This window comes from Amycolatopsis sp. NPDC051071, assembly GCF_040682875.1.
Lineage (GTDB): Bacteria > Actinomycetota > Actinomycetes > Mycobacteriales > Pseudonocardiaceae > Amycolatopsis.
In genome coordinates this window covers 35,484-57,418 of sequence record NZ_JBFBBY010000041.1, presented here as the reverse complement: position 1 = coordinate 57,418, position 21,935 = coordinate 35,484, and the positions used below count along the sequence as shown (strand labels likewise).

Below are 21,935 nucleotides of genomic sequence, written 5' to 3'. Positions count from 1 at the left end.
GACTCATGACGTCCAGTGTCATCACACACCGTGCCCTTCCCGCCGAGCTCACGCCCGGCGCGTCGGGCCAGAAACACCGTTACTGGGACAGTCCCGCGAGCCATAAACATCACAAACTACGGCTGGAGTACTAGTACGTTGTTGAGCTGCCGTAGTGCGTTCGGCCTTTGGGGGCCTTCGTTGGTGGCGTCGCTGGGGCTCATGAGGTAGTCGATAAGCCGGCAGAAGACCTCGGGCGGGTACGTGGGGCCGTCGTGTGGCTCGCTCAACATGGAATCGAGGACGTCCGCGACCCAGCGGTGCCGGGTCGATCCGTCGTGTGTCCAGTCGGTGCCGAGGTCGTGGAAGAACTCGGTGATGTAGCTGCTCGACCGATACGGGAAGTACTTGGGCTCGGCCCTTGGGTCACATTCATGGTCGGGCGCGCCGGGATTTCCGCAGATCAAGTCGGCGAGCGCCTCGGAGTTCCTTCGCCTGAATTTCATGTCTGCCGACCTTTTTCGTCAGCGCGGAACACTGGTTCTCGCGTGGGATGTCTGGTTCTCGCAGTGCAGCAAGCTGATCTGCCGCCGGCGGCGTTCAGGTCAGCCGTGAGCGGTGGCCTTCAACACCGTGACGGCAGGCGGCTGAGTGCGTGGAACTGTCGTTTGAGGTAGCTGGGCAAGGTGAGCCTGTTAGGGGTTATGGCGTGACTGTGAGGCGGAGGCGGGGTTTTGTCTCGCTGCCCGCGGCCACGATCTCGGTGATCTGGTCGAGCGTGAGGCGGCTCGCGGTGGCGAGGTGATCGAGGGTGGTGCCGGCTTCGGATAAGAGCTTGGTCGCGGCGCCGAGGAGGTAGGGCGATTCGGGAGGGCCGAGTGGTCCTTGCTCGGGGTAGCCCTGGGCCGCCAGGTGCTGGTTCGCGCGGCGGTAGGCGTGTTCGGTCCAGAGGCCGATGGCGTGGGCGCGGTACACCAGCGCGGCCAGGCTGAGACCCCACTTGGTCTTGGCCTGCAGCAGCGCGTCCCAGTCGACCTTCCGGGGAAGGTCGGGTTCGAGTTCCGGTGTGGGGGCGAGGAACTCGGAGGCGAACTGGTGCGCCTGCGTTTCGATGATCTTGGAGCCGGGCTCGACGTCTTGGTGCATGACGAGGTGGCCGAGTTCGTGTGCGGCGTCGAACCGGCTGCGGGCGCGGTCGTCCTTGGCGGGGGAGAGCAGCACGAGAGGGCGGTGGCCCGCTTCGGTGGAGAAGGCATCGACGCGTGGGTCGACATCAGGTGGTAGGCGGAGGGCGACGATGCCGTGGGCTTCCAGGAGCCGCACGACGTGGGGAACGGGCCCGGGTTCGACGCCGAGGCGCTTCCGTGTGTTCGCTGCTGTCGTGATGAGCTGATCCGGTGTCGGTTCGCCGTCGATGGGTTCGACGATGTCGGTCACGGCAGGCAGGTCGACGTACTGCTCGAGTACGTCCACCACGGCCAACGCGATCTCGGCGAACGCCAACGCCTGCTCGCGGGCGATGGCAGGAGTGGCGCGCAGGGACCGGAAATGGGCTCCGCTGGCTGGGACCGGCTCGATGGGGCGCCCTTGGCGGAAGAAGTCCGCGGGAACCCCCAGGGCCAGCGCGAGTTCGGCGACCACGACGTTTGTCGGGCGGGTGGTGCCCCTCTCGAACTGTGTGACCGCGGCAGCGGTCACCGATGTCTTGGCGGCGAGTGTCGTTCGCTGGAGCCGACGGAGGCGTCTGGCCAGTGACAGGCGCCTTCCGTCGAAATCCACCACGGTCCCACTGGATCGCCGGCGTCGTGCGCGCAGGACAGGCTCTGACTCAGGACTCACGTCTGAGTACCTTTCCCGACCTGAGGCTTGAGCGTGACGGCGGGCTTTGGAGCCGTCCCGTTCCCGAACGAGGGCACGTCACCAGGCTGCGGCGTGGTCTTGTCCGTGTTCACCGACGTCGGCTGCGGCTCGTCCCGCCAGGCCAGGACGACCGCGAGCCACCGGTCCGGACCTGTCGTCGGCAACCCTAGCCAGCCGGAAGTCAGCCCCGAAGCCGGATCACCGGCCCACACCACGAACACATCACGGCAAGCTCGTACCGGGTGCTCACCCTGAGGCCGCTCGACTTCGAACAACGAGGCCATCCCAAGCATCGGTGCCAGCGCGCCGCATACCGCGTTGTTCCGCTCGGCCGCGTCCAGCCTGGCACCTTCTCGCCACTCGAAGTCGCTGGCGAAACCAGGACGACGACCCGCCTGGGCGGGCACCTTGACCAGGCGGAGTTCGGCACCGAGAACGTGAAGAACGGCGGCGTTGTGCTCCTTCGTCGCCGAGACGCCGACCGAGCGCCACTGCGAGTCGCCCTCGACGTCGGCGTGCACCAGATTGGCGAGGTTCCTGCTGGACTGCGACGCCAAGGTCCACGAGTCATCGCCCAGCTCTTCGGGCTCATGCCTATCCCGGTTGGCGGTCCACACTGCCCTGACCTTGCCGCGCAGGAAATCGGTCAAGCCGATCTCGCTCAGCCTGACCAGAATCGACTCCAGGTGCGCCACCCCGGCGGGATCCCAAGACTCCATGCGCCGAGTTAAGCAGACAGCTACTCGCTAGCGATCGGCGACACGCCGAATAGCGAAAGCGCGAATCATCGTCCAATAATCAAGTGGAACGCTCGATCGGATGAAGGGGGCGGTGTCAGCGGTGTGCGTCGGGCGATCACCCTGTGCAGTCCTGCCGCCCGCTGGGTCGGTCGGTCCCGCGAAGCTCATTGGCGAGACCGTGATGCGTGTTCTGTGAGGGGTTCGTGGTGGGTCGGGACACGGTCGTTGTCTGCTTGCTCGCCGTAGCCGGCGCCTTCACCCAAGTCGTGCCAGCGCATGCGCTCACGAAGCCTCTCGGCGAGCTTCCTGGCGTAGCCCAGGACACCCGTCTGATCCATTCGCTGAAGGATGCCACCGCAGCAGATCTCTCACCCAGCGTGCCCCGCGCTTCTCGTGCAGGGGCGGCTAGAACGGCGGCTCGTCGGCGAATCCCCCGGCGCGAGGAGGAGCCGCCGCCCACGGGTCGCCTGTCGGCGTGCCTTGGCGGCGCTCGACGGCTTCGTTTTCCTGCTTGGCCTTCTCGGTTCGGGTCCGGGGCAGTCCGTGCCGGTGGCCGAACCGAGCCAGGCGGTAGGCGTCGTGCAGTTCTTGCCGGTGCGTCCCCGGATCGTCGTATCCGTAGCTTTCGGCTTCGTCGTCCGGGTCGACGTTGGCGATGTGACACAGCGCCAGGAAGAGCACCTCGACGGTCTGCCACTGGGGCAGCGTGAGCGCGCCCAGAGTGCGGCGGACCGTCTCGTGGTTGGCCGACCCTTTCCGCTGCTCGTCGTCCAGTTCCTCGATGGCCTCGGCGATCCGGCGGATCGGGGGACCATCCGCGGCGACGTAGAAGCTCCACAACTGGTCGATCAGCGGCCCATGATTCTCCGGGACGTTCATGGGCTTTGACAGGCGTGGCGGCATGGTCGATCCCTCCCGTTGGCAGAGTAAGTCTAGCTAATCCACTTTTTGACTGCTTATTTCCCCTGATGACTCACTTGGTCAACATGTTCGTACCCTCTCGCCAGCGTCCGACTTTTTCTGAATGGCACTCCAACCAGCAGGTCAACATGGGTATGTGGCGCCAGAGGGCGCCATCGAGCCCAGGTAACCCTGGGTCGCGAAGAGTGGCCGCCGCTGACGACGGCGCCGGGGTGGCGGGAGCTGACCATGGGCGAGGACTTCGAACAGCAGTGGCATCGCGTGCTGTCCGAGCGGAACAGACTGCAGGGCGAGCTGGAGAAGCTGATCACCGCCCAGCAGCGACATCACGACGACCATCACGACGGACCGGCACGGTGGTGCGACGTGCCGCCGTGCCGCCTGTTGTTCACCAACGTGCCCGACGCAGGATGGCGGGTGATCGCCGCTCGCACGGGCGACGACGGGCCTTGATCAGGTCTGCGTCGGTGAGCCCGGTGGTGGCCGGCCACCACCACACGATCATCGCGGCCTTCGGACGGCCGGGCGGGGTGCAGCGGCCGGACAGTCCCACTAGTGGCGGTGTCCGGTCCCTGCAGGCGTGGCCGTCGACGCCCGTGAGAACGCCGGTTATCCCGCAACACGTCGGCGGCGCGGTGAACTACCGCATCACTGACTGCCCCGGCTCACTGAAGGTGGCGACGGCTTAGGAAACATGGCGCGCGGCGCGTGTTGGCGGCTCAGGGAAGGTGGCGAACGTGGCCAGTCGGGTGAGCGACGACCCGAAGACCAGCCCGGCCCCCGACGACGTCGCCCGCAGCCCTTGGCTCGCCTGCCGGTTCTGCTTCGCCGGCAGCCGCCCGCACGGCGCGCAGGTCAAGTAGTGGCCGCTGCTGGCACTGCGGGTCTGCTTCCACTGCCGCTGGATCCGGCCTCGCCCGCTGGGTCAACGGGCGACAGCTCGACCTCACCGGCGCCCCGCGGTCCTCGCCGCAGCCTGACGCCACCAAGCTCTCTGGCGCCGCGTCGGGCCGGTCCTGAACACCCGGGCGATCTCGGAGGCCCCGAAGGTCCTCGACGAGCAGGTCCACACCCGCCCGGTTTCAGCCGAGGTCCACCTGCGACTGTCGACCCTCAGCGCGCCGATGCCACCTCGCCGGATTCCGTGCACGTCACGGAAGACGCCTACGTCGCGGCTACTTACCCGGATGTCGTTGAGCAGGCTGTCCTGCTGCTCGCGCGGCCGCCTTCGGGCTCACAGGACGCCTGGCGCGACCCTGGGTTCGTTCGTTCCCAGCAACAGAGCGAGCCGACCGGCGAAGAGATCGGACGCCTCCGCGAATTGCTGCGCGAGGTCACCTGGCAGCACGCGCGAACGCTCTCCGAACTTCTGCCCGGAGACCGGCCCCGCATGTGACCCCCTCCGGTCGGTCTTCGGCTCCTTCCCCCTCGCCGAAGGATTCGCTTTCCGTCCACCACTTTCGGGTAGTACGCGCGTGAGACTGCCATTTGAGCGAATCGTCGCCAGAATAGTGGGTAACTGAGAGATGATAAGCACTTTCGGTCGGCAGGGGACGTCAGGAACCCGGTTGGCCAATACTGGAAAGGTGAAGAACATGAAGACTCGTTATATTGCGGCTGTGACGGCCGGCGTGTTGTTGACAATGGCGGGCGTGAGCGGAACCGCTACGGCCGCGGATTGGAACGAGACATATCTGGGTTCGTACGACTCCCAGAGCGACTGTCAGGGGACAGGCGCAAGCAAGGGTGATCCCGCTGGGGCGCGGTGGTCCGGTTACCGTTGCGAAGGTCGATGGGAACGGGGTCCGCAAGATGATGAGTACAAGTATGCGTTGTACGTGAAAAATTATCAGCCGCCCTCCGAGGAGGATGTTTCGCCGACGTTCGGGGAGGGTTCCGGCAGCACTGATCCCTTAGGGGACGCGATCCGGGACGCGGTAAAAGAAGGAAAGTTAGTTGTTCAAGGGTTGGATTTCAATGACTGAACCTGAATAGCGATGCACTGCATCCAGCGGTCCTGACGCGGCCCGCTGTGGTATCTGCGGCGATTGAGCCTAGGTCGCACCGGTCGATGCCATGACCGTCGACGGGAACAGCGGCTCAGGCCTCCACATCCCACACGGCGGTCCAGTCACACGGCGGTCCAGTGACCGTCGAGCCGTGCCGTGCACGTGGCGGTGTCCCGGTCGCACTTCAGATCGGCGGCTGCCCTCAGGTCCGGGGTGTCGAGCCGCACGTCGGAAGATCCAGCGCTGGCTGGCAACGTCCAGTGCGAGCGAGCATCGGTCTTCGCGTGGATCGCACGACAGCGCCGACAGGCCGAGCGGATCGAGTTGCCCGGCGTGGGCGGTGTCAGCACGCGCTATCGGGACGGCACCACTCGAAGGGGGACGCGGTCACGCACACCGGGCCCCGCCTGCTCTGGAGCTTGATCCGATCGCCAGGACGCCAGCCCTCGCTCATGGGCACTACGACTGCTGCTCAAGCCCGGTGTGGCACAGCGCGCCGTGCCACACCGGGCTTGAGTAGCAACACGGGAAGCGCGTGCATGCACGTCACCGGTCACGACGGTCCCAGGGGCCCGGAGCCCCCTTGATGTATTCCCCGTCGTACCTTCCGCCCGCGCACCGATACCAAGAAAACGGACTACTCGGCAACTCTATTTTGCCGCCACCGGCGACGCATTCCTTGGCGGTGACCCACCCGATCCTGGCGGTGGGTGTGATGTCGGCGGTGGCGGTGGCGGCGGTGCCGAGCAGGGTGGCGAAGGTGATGGCTGTCGCGGCGAAGGCCGTGATACTGCGTCGCATCGTGGTGCCCTTCTGTGTAGTGGTCAGGGATAGCTCCCGACCGGGCTGGCCGCAGTTCGCGGTCCCCGGGCGAGGGGCGTCCCATCCGAGTTCACCGCAATAACGGGACTCATGCCCCTGGCCGATCAGGTCCACCCGACCGGGTATGCGCACCTGGATGGAAGACGGTGGCCCGGGCTGTGGTCCGCCCGCCGGCCGCGACGACTACTAGTGGCCGTCGGCGTGAGCACAGCAGCGGCGGTAGCCGGCGCCGTGATGCGTGCGGTCCTGCCGCCGGCCGCGGTAGATGGGACGGCAGCGACCAGACGTCAATGGCCGCGATGTGCGCACCGGGCAGGCCGAGGTAGCGGTCGGCGCGGTCACCGGCAATCTCCAGGCCGGGCTCGCGCGCTCCGGTCACACCGGCTCCTACCCGCGCTGTTCTCGGTGATCCGGTCCAGGTCGATCGGCAGTAGCCAGCTCGCCGGCGGAGGTGAGGGCGGCAGGAGATCCGGGCGAGCCAGCCGGGCCAGGTCCTCCAGGTCGTGCTCGGCCAACTCCGCCCCAGCCTCGGCGGCGGTGATTGCGTTCAGGGTGTTTCGCCGGTGCTGCGGTGGTGGACGCGGCGTACCGGATCCGGCGGAAGTTCTCGGCCGCCGCCAGATCCGCGCGCAGTTGCCGGGCCTGGCGCGCGCGAGCGCGGCGCACCGCGGTGGTCTGCTCCCTGCTGGCCTGGTCGGCCTGGGTCGTGGTGTGCCCAGGTGCTCGCCGGTGGCAGCGTCGAACAACTCGATCTCGTGGTCGTGGTGCGGCATGTACCGCACTCGCACTGGCGTCCCGGCCTTGCCCAGTATCCAGTCCGCGACGTAGCGGCGGCCGTGGCCATGTTCGACACCCTTTTGGTGGTTTTTCGGTTGGTGCGGCCGTCCTCGAAGGTGACATCCACAACTACGCCGCGTTGACGTCTTCGCTCGGGCTCGGGTCGGCCAGCCACGACGCGGCCGGAGTCTGCCCGTCCAGGACGTTATCTCGTGCCCGGTGTTCCGCCAGCCGACCCAGCCCAGCACCTCGCCGGTGAACAACTCGAACGTCAACGCCGGTGCGTCCGGATCGGCCACCGCCCCGGAGGCGAGGGTTCGAGCGTGGGTGTAGCGGGGCAACTGCGCGAGCAACATCCTTTCGACCACGCCGTTCAGCGTCTCCACGCCCAGCGCGTCGGCCACCGCGTTCGACAAGAAGTCCTTGCCACGATCGATCCGGACCTGCGCGGGCAACCCGCCGACCGGTCCGTAGGGCTCGTCGCGCGTGATCATCGGCCGTAACGCCGCGAGAATGCCCTCCCGGCTCGGAAAGCCGGCAGTTCTGCCGAGTGAAACAATTTCACTGCGGGCAGACTTCGCGGCGCCAGACCGGATCGCTAGTACACGATGGTGCTTTACACCCTGAGGGCGCGCGTGATCACAGACAGAAAACGAGACGCCAGTCTGGCACTACCTGGCTTGACCGCCGCCGGCCGCGCCGCGCACCCGATAGGGACTTGCGCCATGCCAAATGCCCCGGGTGTTCGAGCGGATAACCTGGTCATGTAAGCGTGGCTACCGGCTATGCACGCAGGGTGCCCCGCCCATTCAAGGCTGCGAAAGATAGCACTGTCAGCTGCAGAAGATGCCCGTCAAAAAACCTTTCACATATTACCCCACCCGTTACCCCACCCGCGTGAGTCGCGCACCGGTCGAGTGCTTTTCGGGCAGCCACGCTCCAAGCCGGGGCATGATGGGTACCTGCGAGAAACGTTCGATTCCGGAGGCTTTGAAAGGGGTGGGTCTCGTGCCCGCGGGATGGATGAGCGGCCTGCACATGGTGTGGGCAGTCACTGAGCAAACCATCAACGATCAACTGAAACTGCTCGTGAACAATGGAGTAATCGAACGCAAGATTACCGTTGGAGACCTGGACAAAGACGATATCTGCCTCACGGGGGGTATCGGTATTCCTACGGTGGAGCTCACGAATCCCATGGGGCCCAAAACCGCTCGTCTGAAGGTCCCGATTGTTACCGGTACCGCCAAGTATCTCGAACGCCGTGGGCGAACGCTGGTATCGAAGGACGTGTCTGCGGACGGGTGGTGCCTGGTACTCAGGACCGTGCTCAACCTGTCGGACAAGAAGGCGAAGGTGGAAGAACTCGGCAAAGACCTGCCGGAGTCTGTCAGCAAGATCCTCGAAAAATTTACGTCGAGCGACTTCTCGATCCAACAGATCTTCCTCGACCTGCAAAACGCCAACCTGACGTCGTTCGACCCGGATGCATCCGACTTGGGCACGCTCGACCCAGGGCTCGCCGCGTTGATCGGCAAGGGCCTGGTGAAGTACTTCGCGGCGTCACGAACCCCCGGGCGCAATCCCTACGTGCTCGGTTACATTGCGCAAGCGCCTCACAATGACCCCTCGAAGCTGCAGCCCACGAACGCGGACTTCTCTCTTACCAGGTACAGGACCTCTGGTGGCGGACTCGACGTGCGACACGACCGGAATACTTTGAACTTCCTGCTGATGACTGGCGGCCAGAAAGTGCCCGTCGACGCCGGAAACTTCACCAGAAACCTTGTCGCCTCCGGCGGGGCCGGCACGGGATATGTCGCATTCGACACACTGAAGAAGGCATGGATTGAAAGCGAGATCCTCCCCGCGTTCAGGGAAGCCGTCGTCCCGAAGAACACTCAGGGCGATTCCTGGAAAACGGAGATCAACGAAAAGTGGAAAGAGGCGAAAAAAGCCACCTGGACAATGAGGACTTCCCAGGCGCGTACCGACTCTCGCAAAGAAGCGGAAGCTGGGATCTGGGACATTGTCGCGGTCAACACCCAGAAAACAAGCCTGTCGGCAGAGCTCAAGCCCGACGTCCGGGTAGGCGAGTACAGTGGCCCCGGTTTCGAATGCAGTGGATACTATTATTACAAAATTCACGCCAAGTCGGAACTGGGCTGGGCGTGGAAAAGCCGAAAGCTACCCTTCACTGTGCGGATACGGTTCACTGTATCCGATACTGGTGGTATAACTTCCACTGTCACCACCGAAAAAGGAAAGATCGAGGAGAATAGTGACCGCAGCTGGCTTGACATCTACAAGTGGCTCATGCGGCAAAAGAACTACCTGGATCAGATAGAAGAACTCGACAAGCAGTATCAATACGTGCAGCAGGCGGTTTTTGACGTCATGTCGCAGTCGTTGCCACACGTGCTGGCAGGCATGTCCTCTCAAGTGGTTCTTCCCGCCCCCTCACAGTTCCACTATCGCTCCGTGAGCCTAGATCAGGACCTGGTGCTCTCCGCCACCTTCGACTACCGCACCCCCAGCCCGACGAAAGGACGACCATGACCGGCGAGATCGAGGTGGGCCAGTTGTACTACCTCAGCAGCCCTGACAAAAAGTATTTCCTGTCGGGCAGTAGTAAACCGGTCGCGCTGCACTGCGTCGACAAAAACCGGTGGCTGATTGCGAAAACGGACAGCCCACACTTCCTGGACTGGAGTCACCCGGAGGGGATTATTTGCAGAAAGCCCCTGTCGGAACTTTGGGAGGAGCGCAAGGGTGAGTTCTGGTTCGAACGGTCCCAAACCAAAGCCGAACTGTTTCACCTGCGGGTGGCGGGGTCCAATAGCGACTACATCTATCGCGCCTCGCAAACGGGCCCCGTGTACCTCCGGGAAAACCCTGATGACGACGACAGTCTGTGGCGCCTCTCCCCGGCGACAAAATATCCACAAGTCATCCGGAGCTACCACCAACCACCCACGATGAAGTACCTCGAATTCCCAAAGGTTAAAAAAGGAGCCGTTTCGGTGGGGCGATCCACCCCGCCACAACTGGTCGGCGAGACCGTACTCCCGTGGACGGTGCGCGCCGAGAAATCCCAGCTTGCGATCGAGGATCAAGCGCGGCGCAGCCCCTACTACATCCTGCGACGGTGGGCGAGCTGGCGGTTTCTCAAAAGTGAGTCCATTCCTGCCAACACGCAGATTACGGTGAAAGTGACGAAAGAAACCGGACTCACCCACACCGAAGAACGTGAGAATACCAACAAGAAGGAAGACACTCTCACGATCGAGGCGGACGTCAAGTTCAAAGGCGTCGGGCCGAAGTTCAGTAAGAGTATCACGAACTCCATCATGATGAAGGCCCTCACCAACATCAGCAGGACGGATCGCAAAAGCGAGACCTTCGAGCGACAGGTGAAGGCGAGCCCACACGGCTATCACATCGAATCCTGGGCACGGGAGGACACCTTCGAATTGTTGGACTCGAACGGAGTCTCGGTGGCGAAATGGACGACGAGCACCGAAGACCCCATCTTCCTTGATGATCTACCCGAACAGGCAGTACCGGCGGCCCCCGCGGGCACCGGCAACCATCGAGGATAACGACTGTGGAAACAGAATAACTACGCACCGGGAGCTACCGCCGATCCGCCCTGAATGGCTAGGACGTAACAGAGCCGTCGACCCCGTCCCTCGGCGGAACCGGAATCGTTTGTCAGTTACAGTCGGCAGACCTGGGCTTCACCTGCGCCCACTCCTCCTCGATCATGATCACAATCTTGACATCCCCTCGACCCTAGGGCGTGGCTGACAAAGGGCTCTGGTTGGTGGCTGGGATCCCGGTGGTCGTGTCGCGGTTTCAGTTGCCTTCCGATGGTGCAGTGGGCGTTGATCGAGGACTTGCTCCCGGTCCGTACCGGTAGCGCACGCCGAGAAGGCGCTGGCCTCCGCCAGGCAGGAGCCTGAAGAGGCCCACGCGGCCGGTTACGAACGGCGCGCGAAGAAAGGCGGACGAGCGCCGCGCAGCGGCGTGAGTGGCTCGAGTCAGCGGCCATCGCGGACACATGAGCGCAACATCTCTATAGAGGGGATGTCCGAGTCAACACCGTCCAGGGCGCCAAGACGCTTAACCGTAAGGCTGCTGCTCCTGAGTACATCGGAACGGGCTGGACCCGACCGCTCGCTTCCGAGACCGGAATCGCCAAGCCCGTCGTTGGGCCCACGTCGTCTCCGATTGGGCTCCGTTGCCGACGTAGAGCCCGACACGGGGCGGCACACGATGGCACTCGTCCCCGGCAAAGACTGGCGTTGACCTGCACGAACTGGCAGTATTTGATACTGAACGCCAGTAGGTGACATGGCTGACTTGTGGACTTTTAATCCGTAGGTTCTGGGTTCGAGCCCCAGGCGGCCCACTCCAAAACCCCGTTTGACCTGCACAAACGGTGGTTTTGATGATCTTCGTGCAGGTTCGAGAAATCCGTGTGGCCCATTGTGTGTCCGAGGTCGCCAGTTTGCGTGCCAGGTCCGGCTCCTAGCTTAGGTCAACAGTCGCCAGGCCTGGCCGGATGCTACAGGAAAAGCGCTGGTCAGCGGCGGACGGTCGTGCCCGCTCACCGTCCACTCCCGCATCTTTCTTCGCCGAACGCGGTGTGTCCGCGAGTGTGTCCGGACGCTGCCGGAACGGGCCTAGTTGAGCACAGCGTGAGCAATGGAGCCCAATCGGAGACCTGCATCGTCGCGCCGCAGCCCCCACACGCCCCTGTTTTGCCAGCTCACGGACGGTACTTGATCATCAGCGAAGGGACGAACCCGCGGATTTGGAGTCCGCGGGTTCAGATCTTCGCGGCAGCGGCTGGCCCGCGTGGGCATCGGGCGGCACTGCCCGCCACTCGTCGGCAACGGAGCGGGAGCCGGGCCCAGTGCATGCGACCAGCCGGCGCCGCGAACAGGGACGCGCCGATCCTCTCCGCCGCTTCGTGGCGGGTGCTCGGGTAGAGCGATACGTAGTAGTCGGCAGTGAACGACACCGAAGCATGTCCAAGCATCTCCTGGACATGCTTGAGATCGTTACCCGCTGCCAGAGACAACGAGGCCGCGCCGTGACGGAGGTCGTGCAACCGGATCGGCGGCAGTTTCGTGCGCTCGGCCAGTAGGTCTTCGAACTCGTGGGTGAACAGGTCGAGTCGGCATGGCATCCCCGCTGGGGTGGTGAACAGGTAGCCTTCTCCGCCTGATCCTGCGGGGAGCCCAGCGCGAGCGATGAGGTAGCGCCGCACCAAGCTGGCGGTGACATGGTCAAGCGCGATGGTCCGGGTGCTGTGCTGGCTTTTCAGCTTTCCGTCACCGTCCACCTGCTCGCCGGGATCCGGCCTGGTGATCACGAACAACTCGCTGTGGCGCAGATCCACATCGACCTCACGCAATGCGGCGGCCTCGCTGCGACGCAAGCCGGTCACGGCCACGAGGTGGTAGTACAGGTAGCGCTTGTGGCCGGCGATGGCCTTGAGGAACTCGATCGTCTGCTCTCGCGTCCACACGCATACCGGTCCCGGGCGCCATCCCGTCGCCCGCCAGCGCGCCACCCGCGCATCAGTCCAGACGTAAGGCCGCGGCCTCACCACTTCCGGGAGCTCGATCTCCCGACCTCGTGCAGGGTTGTGCGTCAGAAGCCCCTGCCCCACCGCGGCGGTCAGCGCAGAACTCAACGTCGCCCGGACCCGCGCCACCGTTGACGGCGCCAGCCGTCCGTACCGGGAACCGTCCCCAGCCGCGATCGCGGCGAATGCCTTCTGTACGTCGCCCACCCTCAGCGTCACCAACGGCAGATCACCCAGCTGCGGATCAGGTACGAGACGACATGCTGCCGGTAGTTCCGGCGCGTACTTGGACGTAGCCGGATGTTGCGGACCCAACACTCCAGCCAGTGACCGGTCGTCAGCCCCATCCCCTTGGCCGTCGCCGCGACCTGGTCCCGGGCAGCCTTCGCGGCGTCCTCCGAGGCGTAGCCGCCGCGACGCATCCGCGAACGAGACCCGTCCGCGGCTTGTGGACCTTCGACCGCGAACCACCACGACCCATGATTCGGCTCATCCAGTCGGCCACAACGTGCGCCCAACTGCTTCCCCGTCATTGCGCACCGGCACCCACACCGCTTGAACACGCCCTTTGTCGACATGCCGCACCTCGCTTTCGATCAGTTCGGACACGACCGACTGTGAACCCGTCCGAACTGGACGACATGCTGGAGCACGTCGTCCGTTGCTAGATGACCAGAGACATGGCGATGCGGACGTCGAGAGTCCGACAACGCCGACATAACGACGCCCTAACGGATATCGGCGATACGTGAGGACTGGTTACGGCCTGCAGGCGTTATGGGATCTCCCGCGAGTCTTGCTACGCCTGCCGGGGCCGCTTTCGGTGGCACTACACGTCGGACGGCCGCTCGAGTCCCTCCAACAAGCCACGCCGAACGAGGCCTGCGGCGCCCCGGATGCCTTTCTTGAGGAACGAGTCGACGCGGTTGTGTGCAACCCACCATTCGGCATCCGCGAGTGGGGTCACGACGCACTCGCCTACGACATGCAGCGGGTCTACGGCCTGCCGCCCGCGCTCGGAGTCCGAACTGGCTTGGGTGCAGCACTGCCTCGCGCACTTGCATGCAGACGATACGGCCGTGGTCGTAATGTCGTCTGGCGCGGCCGAACGATCCGGCGGCCGCCGGATCTGCGCCGAACTCGTTCGCACGGGCGTGCTGCGGGCAGTGATCGCGTTGCCGCATGGCGCGGCACCGCCGCTACATGTCAGCCTGCAGCTGTGAGTGCTGACTTCGCCGCCGAAAGCCAACCCACAGCTGATCCTACTCGTCGACGCCTCGACCGAACCGCACCACGGTCACGAGATCGGCTGGAAGGCCGTGTCGTCGGAGCGGGTCCTTACGGCATGGCGCGCATGCCGTAAGGACCCCGAAGTATTGAGCCGGAATCCGGCCTCGTGCGCGCCCGATCGGTCGTAGACCTTATCGACGACACCGTTGACCTCATCCCGCGACGCCGTGTGCGGGTCGCGACCGTTATCGACCCCAGCCGCCATGATGCACTCGCCCACGACCTGCGGGGCCGGTTGCGACGCACCGGAAACGCTCTAGTCAGTCTCGGCGATGAGCAGCTGTGGCAGACGGCGGATTCGGAACCAGTGGCGTGGCGAACGGCCACAGTCGCAGACCTCCTGCGCGGTGGCGCGCTCGCCCTGTACCGCGCGACGCCGACCCGGGAGACGGCATTGTCCGACGCCAGCGAACCACCACCGGTACTGACCCACCACGACGTCCGCACCGGCGGACCACCGTCCGGCTCCCTGTACGACAAGCCTGTCGACAAGCTCGTCCCGATCAAGGTGGGCGACGTACTGCTACCGGAGATGCTGCATCACGCTAGTCTGGTCAAGGCGCGCATTGCCAGCAAGCACGAAGCGGGCAGCGTCATCGGCCTGCACCTGTTCTTTCTGCGTCCGGATCCGGAACGGTTAGATTCAGATTTCCTGGCCGGCTTCCTGTCCGTCGACCAGAACATCCACGGCGGCCGTGGGTAGCTCGATCCAGCGGATCGACGTCGAACGGCTACGGGTGCCGCTCATTCCGATGGAACGCCAACGCCAATACGGGCACACGTTCCGCGGCGTCAATGCCATGCACTCGGCCGCGAACCTCGCCGCGAAGGTCGCACACGACTTGGCCGACCAGCGGACGCGCTGGCACCGCGCTGATCGTCGCCTTGCAGAAGTTCCTGGAGCGCCACAAAAGACAAGAACGTGGTGTTCAGGCCCGACGGTGAGGTCGAGTCCATGACCGGTTACTTGGCCAAGGACGTCGCGGCCGTCTCCCGCAAGAAGCAGTGGGAGGTGGACAAGAACTGGGCCTCCATGTTCCCCAAAGGCGAAACTCCAACTACCGAGGCCCGCAGTGAACACCGGGTCGCCCGCCGCGGTCCGGTGCATGGCGTCCACCAGCTCCACCGCAGACGCCGACTTGACCAGGTGGCCGGACGCGCCGGCCTTCACCGCCTCCAGGACGTCCTTGTGCTCGCCGCTCACCGAGAGCACCAGCACCTTGAGTGTTGGCGTGGCGATGTGTCGTTGTCGCGGTAGGTTCGCTGTACCAGGCGACCCGGTTGCGGTGGTCGACGGTTGTCGGGAATGCTGTTCGGGTCTCAGCGAGCATCATTGGACTGATCAGGAGGATACGGAGATCATCTTCGACCGGTACCAGGTGCAGATTGTCGACGGCTTGACATACAACAGCGCGACTCAACTGAAGAAGCGCAGCATGTTGCCGAACGCAGCGGGCATCTATATCTGGACTCTGCAGCTGGGTCATCACTGGACGCATGCCGAGACGAGCGCCCATTCGATGGTGGAAGCTATCTCCGCACTGTTCAGGCGAGTTCGAGAGCAGCGGATCGACAGCGGAAAGCTCGGCCACTACAGACGGGTTCAGCTGTACGACGAGTCTGCTTCCCTCTCTCCGTCAACGATGACCCGACTGACCGCGCTTCTGGATGGTGGCTCGGCTGAGCTGTCGTGGTCGCTCATGTGCGCGACGCTGTTCCAGAGGCCATTGTACGTGGGCAAGGCACTGAACTTTCGCGATCGGCTTCCTAGTCACTTCGGCTACAAATCCAAGTTCTCGAGGCTGCTACGTGAGCACGGGATGTCCGTGAATGACTGTGCCGTCGTGCTGTGCCCGGTAACGATCGACGGACTTGCTCCCGACGAGGACGACGACAATGACGATCTGACCGGCTCCGTTGACGACGTCCCGCCTCTGATGGAGGAGGATGACGATCCTGAGGCCGAGGAGTACGTACCACCGAGCAAGGTGGAGCTGAACAACGTGATTCAGCTCGCCGAGTCACTGGTTATCCGCACCAGCCATCCGCTATTTAACGAGAGAATGGACTGACATGACCGCGCTGAGCAAGTTCGGCGGGGCCGCCGCGCCCGCCTGGACAAGCGACTTTCAGTTTGTGCGCGGTGAGTATGCTATTGGCGGCGAGCAAGTGCCATACTTCTGTACCACCATGAAGGTGGAGGAGGCACGGAAGTACCTGAATCTCGCTCGCGAGCTCGCCGTCGATCCGGATGACCCGATCAACATCGAGGAGTTGATGCAGCGCGACGTCGACGCCGATCGCGCGAACTCCGAGATTGCCGAGTATCTGAAGCAACCAGCGCGGATCAAGTTCTTCAACTCGTTGACGATCGTGCTTGTCCCGGTGGAGAAGGACGGGCGGTCGAAGAACGCGTTCGGCGAGAACGTGCTATTGCCCCAGGACCTGGTCACCGACGGCTTCGACCTGATCCAGGCCGGTCCGGTGGTGGCGAGGCTACTCACAGGTACCGACGTCGGCTATCTGCGCTGGCAGCCTGAGCATGTTCGGGCGATCATCATCGACGGACAGCATCGGTTCATGGCCCTCAACGCTGTGCACGATGAGCAGCCGACGACGCTTAAGCCGCATGTTACGAGCATCCCAGTGCTCATCCTGGTGCTGGATCCGCGAGCGGGGTTCGAGCCGCCGACGGGTGGGCCCTCGGAGATCACGACCGCAAGCAGGTCGATTTTTACTGATCTGAACAAGCACGCCGTGAAGGTGACGCCCGAGCGGGAGTATCTGCTGGACGACCGCAGCGTCACCGCAGTGTGTATGAGGGCGCTGATCACCCCAGGACTACGTAGCGAGGAACTGCCTTCGACGGCGAGCTGGCAGGCGCAGATCCCACTGGCGGCGGTGGATTGGGTGCGGACGAACCGGTCGAAATTCGACGATGGCTTCTCCATCACGACGCTGCAGGTGTTGCATCAGCTGGTCAATGACGTCGTCGACAGTCGGCAGCCATCGTCCAGCACTGATTACGAGGGGATGAAGGCCTGGGTAGACCAGCTCACGGCACGGCTTGAGTTGGAGGCTGTCCAGGGGTGGAGCCTTGACGCTCTCGATAGTCGGCTGAAGACAGACGAGCTGGAGGAAGCCCCGTTTGCTCTGTTGAACTCCGAAGTCAAGGCCGCTGGTCTAGGTTTCCGTGACAGCGTCGGCAAGGTGATCACGGCGGTGTTGCTCGCGGGGCTTCCGTACGAAGAGCTGCTGAGCAAGTACCGGGAGGTGGGCCTGCTTGGGGGCACGCGGGAACTGTGGCTAGGCCAGAGCTCCGAGGGCCGCAACTCGTACAAGGCGACGTATGCAGATGATCCGTCTCCGGTGGCATCTCAGATCGCGGCGGAGGTTAAGGGACGTTATCGCCTGGCATACCAGGTGGTCTTCCAGCGCGGGTTCGTTCTAGCGGCGCGCGAGATTGACAGTAACCGGACTGTCCTCGCGCCGCTGTGGAATGTGGACAGCGGCAGCCGTGAGGACGTGCTGGCGGCGTGGATCGTCCGTTTCAACGATCTCGCCCGTCAAACGTTGACCAATGAGGGGCTGTGGACGGGTGCTGCGGTGAATTCCGACGGCACCATCGACTACACCCAAGTGTCGAAGACCGCGATCATGGGGTTGGTGGTGCTCGCCACCACCCTGGATCTGCCGGTGGGTGAGTCCAGCGGCGCGGAACAGTCGGACGACGCCGTCAGGGCGATGCTGCGGCCAAGTTCATCCGGCGATACGGCGTTGCTCGCCGCTGATCCTCTCGCCCTGGCCGAGGCGGAAAAGATCCATGTCACTGGTGCACGCCGATGGCTTCAGGCGCTCGCGCTCGGCTCACGCAGGCAGGACGGCATCGCGCCGTTGCTCCGCGCTGCCGCCTCGGCCTACCGAAAAGGTGTGCGGCGGTACGTGATCGGTCTGAGCAAGGTGGATGGCCAGGTGCTGACCAAGGAGTCCCTGGAGGAGTTGATCAAGATTCACGGTGCCCGGCGACTGGCCCACTTCGCCAAGCTACTCGCACCCGCTTCTGATCCCACCCCCGCTGCCGAGTCATAGACTCCGCCCACTGCCCCAGATCGACGTGATCGCAGTTGGCACCCGCTCTTCCGCCGGGCACGAGCCAGGCCGGTCAGTTTCCATACACCGTTCAGCGTGATCACGGTTGGCGCCCTACCTGTCATCTATGGCGTGAGCCGTTGTGCTGCCACGACGAAGTGGAAATCACCCCATGCCAGCACGGCGGGCTGGGGTTCGTGCCGTAACGCCAGCCAGTCGGTGCGTGGGTCGAACAGCTCGACGATGGCATGGTCGAGGCTGTGCCCGTGGCTGGTTGGCGACGGTGGCGAGCAGCTTGCCGTCCAAGCGCCGGGTAGGATTGCCTTTGTCCTTGGGCAGGCTGACCTGCTGCCAGAGTCCTTCGACGGGCATCTCGTGCAGCGCGGCAAGCCGGGTGAGGTAGGAGACGGCGATCTCTTGCTACGTGGACCTGACGGTGATCGGCAGCCGGGACCATCAGGCGAGATCGACGTTGTCAGCAGAACGGGCCTGGCCGGGCTGGTGCTCGGGGAATACCGGCGGATGGGCGACGCGCTGGCCGAGGGGCGCCGAGCCGCGGCTGACCGAGCGCGAGACTTACGTCCTGCGCCTGGTGGCGAAGGGCTGACCGCGCAGCAGATCACCGAGCGGCTCGTGCTTTCGCACCGGAGGGTGGAGAACTATGTGCAGTCGACGCTGCGGAAGCTGCAGCTGCACAACCGTGTCGAGCTGGCGCAGTACGCGATCGAGCACGGCCTCGACGAGGAGAGGGCCTCCCCAGGGGAGGACGGCGTAGCCTGACCAGTCGCTTGTCAGCAGGGCGGTCCCGCCGAAGGTCAGCACTGGCAGCAGTTCGCTCTTGCCGGTGACGCCGTTCGCGGTTTCGCGACCCGCGTAGACACTGGCCACGCGCTGGGCGAGCCGGTATTAATTGGCCCGGTCGGCGCCCGGCAGGTCGCAGGCAACGGTTACCAGCTGCCATACTACCTGGCGCGGCTTGCGCGCCGATCGTGCGTCCGAAGAGGGCCCGCACCGCGACACCAAACCCGCTCCGCCTTGTCGAAGCTGCCGTCGCTGTCGAACTACCGGACGCGTCGCGCACCCGATGACCTCGACGAGCCGGCGGGCACGAGCGTTGCGATGGAGCTGTGAAGGTATCGGTGCCAGCCGGCCCGGAGACGACCATGCGCAGGGTTTCTCGCACGGCCGTGGGTCAGCAGACCCCGTGGCACTGGAATCCGTCGAATGAGGCTTGAAACCGCGTGGCGGACTATGGCTCGGAGGGCCAGGATGCTTGCGTGCCAGATACCGCTGTGCCTTGGGCTCCTGCGGACCCCTACGCGATTGCCGTCTCGGAAGCGCAGTGGTGGTTGTGTTGTGTCTTGCTCAACGGTGCCAGGACCCACGATAGTGACGATCACCGATCTCTCGGGTTTAGTTCACGGCAGATCGACGCCCGCCAACTCGTGTTTGCCCTGTGCCAGGTGCTGCGCGCCGAGGATCTGCAGCAAGCGGCGTTGCAGGTGCTGGGCATGGGACGCTGTGGTCGACGAACTCAGTGCAGCGCGAGCGCGATTTGAGGCGGCAGTATCCGACATCCTGCTGATGCGCAACGTCTTGGTGCACTTCGACGAGTGGGCCCGCGGAACGCGGCTGCGGTCCCCAGAAGGAGGACGTCGCTGCCGGCATGACGCACCGGGAGGTGGCCAGCAAATACTGGCGTTTCGGCTACGACCCAGCCACGGACATGATCACCTTCGGCCCGTACGCCATCCACGTCGCCACTGCCCTCGAAGCCACAAAAGTGCTGGCCTACGCCACTGCTATGGCCGCACGGGCCGTTGACCTGCGCGGACGCAGCGGAGCTGCGCTCTCGGATACTGGAGGCGCTCATAGCCGTCGGCTTGCCGCCCGGCGGTCAGGGTGACGCGCTGCGGGTATCCCTGGGCGCCGACACCCGGATCTGGGTATCTCTCGACACCCCGCCGAGGTCGATCACGGAACGCTGCCCGAAGAGGTGATTGCAGCCCTCGCGGCTGCGGATCTACAGCTGTTGTCATTCCGAGAACCGCAGAGCAGCAGCCCTGCCGAGCGTCTGCGAGGTGGTGAACTCCTCTACGTGGGCCCGTCTGCCGCGGTGATGTGAACGCGGTCGAAGCAGATCTCTTTCCCTGCCGCACCCTGGCTAGCGTGGTCACGTCCGTTGGCCCGTGTCACATCCGCAGCGGTACTCCTGGCTCATGGTGCAGGCCGATGGTCTCGTAGACGTCGCTGACGACCAGGCCTGCGGCGGGAGCCGGTGGCTGAGCTCTCCTGTACGTTCTCCAAAGCGCGCAGGACTGCGAGATATCGAACCGAAGACCACTGATGCCACGTCGCGCCAGGTCCTATCTGGGCGTATCGATACTCAGACGAGCGTTCAAATTAATGGTCAAATACCGAAGGCCACAAATTGCCTCGATAATGCCTTACTGTTTGCCGGGGACCATGCTTATCCTGTGTGGACCACTACGCCACCGGTCAATTCGAATCAAGCGAATGGAGTACCTCTACATGGTGCAGAAGCTTGGTGCAGATAAGATCAATTTCCTGGCAGACTCACCCGCCGCACTTCAAAACGTTGTGGGACCTCGGGTTCGCATCGTCATGGTATGTGCTTTCGGGTGTGGGCGCCGTGCCTTCGAAGGCTGGCGAGACGCTTTTGGTCGTCTGGTCGCTGGTAGCTGCGCTGGAATCGCATGCTGATCACAGCCGCTTGGGCTCGCGCTCGCGAGAAGACGTTCATCATCAGCCCTCATGATCAGTTCGAGCTCGCTGTGCTTACAGCTGGTCAGATGGTTCGCCGCTGGACCAGCGTCGCTGCTGACGGCCGGGTGTTCGTGCCGATGCCTTGCCACTCCCGGCAGCACGTCACCGTGTCCGATCCTCGAGCTGCTTACCAGGCGCAGTGTCGACTGTGCGGACGTACTTACGACCTCGAACTAATCGATGAAAATGACGGCGGATGGGGAGCTGTGCTTACCTGCGTCGATGTCGAGATCCTGCTGTCGCGTGCCCTGCGGCGTGGCAGTATTCGAGCCTCATGAAGTGGCCATCCGTAGCTTGTGTGCTGAGCCCTCGAACCGTTGCCGAGCGAAGACCCGCGCACCGAAACCGATCCTGTCGACAACCCTAGACGGCTAGCCGCCGGATGGTCTGAGCCTCGTCACACTTGCCGTCGCGGAGATCAACCACCTGTTCCTCCTGGCCACGGCCGCCAACACCCAGAAGCCCATCACCTGCACTGGGCCTGGTGCGACGGCGCCACCAAAGAAGCGCAAGGCGACTACTAATGTGACGTTATCCGATTAGCCTAGTGCCTCCCAAGATTCTTTGATAGCTGGGAAGAAAGTGAGCAATCCAGGCAGCGATAGTCTCCCACGAATCAGCAGGATCGTTGATAGGGCGGCCCGCATCGTCGCAAATCTCAACGAGCCGCTGGACTGCTTTCATGGTCGTCAAGTTGCTGCATTCTCGTGTAACCCGTCCGGCAAATCCTTGACGCAGGATGGCGCCCACGTAGGTATTGAAGGCGCTCTCCGAGGTCAACCCGGCTGGTACGCCTAACGCCTCGAGGTCGGGCCGAACGAGAGCCAACACGCTGTCCTCGCGCTGCCCCGCATATGCACGCCAGAGGACTTCCGGAGGCCGGTAACTAGGCAGCCAATCGGCATGGTCCGTTGCCTCAATGGGCGTCCGGACTGGCGCGCGTGGCAACATCACTGCGGCAGCCAAGACGGCATCCCGGTCCGCTTGCGTAGCGGACGAGGACGTCGCACGCAGCACAGCGAGCAGCGATGTAAGCGCGGAGTCTTCTGCCGGCGTTTCAAC

General features: G+C 64.0%; 18 protein-coding genes, 1 tRNA gene and 2 pseudogenes. 12 read left to right on the top strand and 9 right to left on the bottom strand.

The genetic code is table 11. The annotated features are described in order from the left end of the window. Window positions 1–116 precede the first annotated feature (116 nt). From AB0M65_RS16225 to AB0M65_RS16210, 4 genes are all read right to left on the bottom strand, one after another. Entirely contained in the window at window positions 117–485 is a 369-nt protein-coding gene (locus tag AB0M65_RS16225; RefSeq protein WP_364027767.1) for a hypothetical protein, read from the bottom strand. Window positions 486–681: 196 nt separating this feature from the next. After that, on the bottom strand, window positions 682–1,761 hold the full coding sequence (locus AB0M65_RS16220; protein WP_364027764.1) for an XRE family transcriptional regulator: 1,080 nt from the start codon (window positions 1,759–1,761) through the stop codon (window positions 682–684). Between the two features lie 53 nt (window positions 1,762–1,814). Beyond that, entirely contained in the window at window positions 1,815–2,558 is a 744-nt protein-coding gene (locus tag AB0M65_RS16215) for a hypothetical protein (RefSeq protein ID WP_364027762.1), read from the bottom strand. 426 nt (window positions 2,559–2,984) lie between these two features. Continuing rightward, complete coding sequence (locus AB0M65_RS16210; RefSeq protein WP_364027759.1) at window positions 2,985–3,482, bottom strand: hypothetical protein; 498 nt, start codon at window positions 3,480–3,482, stop codon at window positions 2,985–2,987. A gap of 246 nt (window positions 3,483–3,728) precedes the next feature. Here AB0M65_RS16210 and AB0M65_RS16205 point away from each other — a divergent pair, with 246 nt between their 5' ends. The 4 genes from AB0M65_RS16205 to AB0M65_RS16190 all read left to right on the top strand — a co-directional run bounded on the left by AB0M65_RS16205 (window position 3,729) and on the right by AB0M65_RS16190 (window position 5,485). Continuing rightward, on the top strand, window positions 3,729–3,953 hold the full coding sequence (locus AB0M65_RS16205; RefSeq protein WP_364027756.1) for a hypothetical protein: 225 nt from the start codon (window positions 3,729–3,731) through the stop codon (window positions 3,951–3,953). 284 nt (window positions 3,954–4,237) lie between these two features. Then, complete coding sequence (locus AB0M65_RS16200; protein WP_364027753.1) at window positions 4,238–4,363, top strand: hypothetical protein; 126 nt, start codon at window positions 4,238–4,240, stop codon at window positions 4,361–4,363. A gap of 281 nt (window positions 4,364–4,644) precedes the next feature. Then, complete coding sequence (locus AB0M65_RS16195; protein ID WP_364027750.1) at window positions 4,645–4,896, top strand: hypothetical protein; 252 nt, start codon at window positions 4,645–4,647, stop codon at window positions 4,894–4,896. Window positions 4,897–5,095: 199 nt separating this feature from the next. Then, the gene (locus AB0M65_RS16190) at window positions 5,096–5,485 is read left to right on the top strand and encodes a hypothetical protein (protein ID WP_364027747.1); all 390 of its coding nucleotides are present in this window, start codon (window positions 5,096–5,098) and stop codon (window positions 5,483–5,485) included. Window positions 5,486–6,055: 570 nt separating this feature from the next. Here the strand turns inward: AB0M65_RS16190 and AB0M65_RS16185 are convergent. Together AB0M65_RS16185 and AB0M65_RS16180 are read right to left on the bottom strand one after the other, a co-directional pair. Further along, window positions 6,056–6,310: a hypothetical protein gene (locus tag AB0M65_RS16185; protein WP_364027745.1), complete on the bottom strand. Its 255-nt coding sequence runs from the start codon at window positions 6,308–6,310 to the stop codon at window positions 6,056–6,058. Between the two features lie 359 nt (window positions 6,311–6,669). Next, the gene (locus AB0M65_RS16180; protein WP_364027742.1) at window positions 6,670–7,602 is read right to left on the bottom strand and encodes a Mu transposase C-terminal domain-containing protein; all 933 of its coding nucleotides are present in this window, start codon (window positions 7,600–7,602) and stop codon (window positions 6,670–6,672) included. Between the two features lie 352 nt (window positions 7,603–7,954). On the opposite strand from AB0M65_RS16180, the gene AB0M65_RS16175 reads away from it, so the two are divergent. The 3 genes from AB0M65_RS16175 to AB0M65_RS16165 all read left to right on the top strand — a co-directional run bounded on the left by AB0M65_RS16175 (window position 7,955) and on the right by AB0M65_RS16165 (window position 11,522). Continuing rightward, window positions 7,955–9,667, top strand: a complete 1,713-nt coding sequence (locus tag AB0M65_RS16175; protein WP_364027739.1) for a hypothetical protein — start codon at window positions 7,955–7,957, stop codon at window positions 9,665–9,667. Then, entirely contained in the window at window positions 9,664–10,710 is a 1,047-nt protein-coding gene (locus tag AB0M65_RS16170) for a hypothetical protein (RefSeq protein ID WP_364027736.1), read from the top strand. Before AB0M65_RS16175 ends, AB0M65_RS16170 begins: the two co-directional genes overlap by 4 nt. A 747-nt stretch (window positions 10,711–11,457) precedes the next feature. Next, window positions 11,458–11,522 (top strand) — tRNA-Lys (locus AB0M65_RS16165). A gap of 420 nt (window positions 11,523–11,942) precedes the next feature. Here the strand turns inward: AB0M65_RS16165 and AB0M65_RS16160 are convergent. Together AB0M65_RS16160 and AB0M65_RS16155 are read right to left on the bottom strand one after the other, a co-directional pair. Next, window positions 11,943–12,926 carry a site-specific integrase gene (locus AB0M65_RS16160; protein WP_364027734.1) on the bottom strand — a complete coding sequence of 328 codons (984 nt, stop codon included), beginning with the start codon at window positions 12,924–12,926 and terminating at the stop codon, window positions 11,943–11,945. Next, window positions 12,923–13,129 carry a hypothetical protein gene (locus AB0M65_RS16155; protein ID WP_364027731.1) on the bottom strand — a complete coding sequence of 69 codons (207 nt, stop codon included), beginning with the start codon at window positions 13,127–13,129 and terminating at the stop codon, window positions 12,923–12,925. Before AB0M65_RS16155 ends, AB0M65_RS16160 begins: the two co-directional genes overlap by 4 nt. Before the next feature lie 474 nt (window positions 13,130–13,603). Between AB0M65_RS16155 and AB0M65_RS16150 the strand changes: the two genes are divergently transcribed. Next, window positions 13,604–13,930, top strand: a complete 327-nt coding sequence (locus AB0M65_RS16150; protein ID WP_364027728.1) for an N-6 DNA methylase — start codon at window positions 13,604–13,606, stop codon at window positions 13,928–13,930. Window positions 13,931–14,166: 236 nt separating this feature from the next. Then, the gene (locus tag AB0M65_RS16145; protein WP_364027725.1) at window positions 14,167–14,700 is read left to right on the top strand and encodes a hypothetical protein; all 534 of its coding nucleotides are present in this window, start codon (window positions 14,167–14,169) and stop codon (window positions 14,698–14,700) included. A 360-nt stretch (window positions 14,701–15,060) separates the two neighbouring features. On the opposite strand, the pseudogene AB0M65_RS16140 reads toward AB0M65_RS16145, so the two are convergent. Next, window positions 15,061–15,228, bottom strand: a pseudogene (locus AB0M65_RS16140) (DNA-binding response regulator); the annotation flags it as partial. 842 nt (window positions 15,229–16,070) lie between these two features. On the opposite strand from AB0M65_RS16140, the gene AB0M65_RS16135 reads away from it, so the two are divergent. The 3 genes and pseudogenes from AB0M65_RS16135 (at window position 16,071) to AB0M65_RS16125 (ending at window position 21,151) form a co-directional block, all read left to right on the top strand. Continuing rightward, entirely contained in the window at window positions 16,071–18,086 is a 2,016-nt protein-coding gene (locus AB0M65_RS16135; protein ID WP_364027722.1) for a DNA sulfur modification protein DndB, read from the top strand. Window positions 18,087–18,572: 486 nt separating this feature from the next. Then, window positions 18,573–18,866, top strand: a pseudogene (locus tag AB0M65_RS16130) (LuxR C-terminal-related transcriptional regulator); the annotation flags it as partial. A gap of 1,937 nt (window positions 18,867–20,803) precedes the next feature. Continuing rightward, window positions 20,804–21,151 (top strand): hypothetical protein, encoded by a 348-nt coding sequence (locus tag AB0M65_RS16125; RefSeq protein ID WP_364027719.1) that lies wholly within the window; start codon window positions 20,804–20,806, stop codon window positions 21,149–21,151. Window positions 21,152–21,935: the final 784 nt, after the last annotated feature.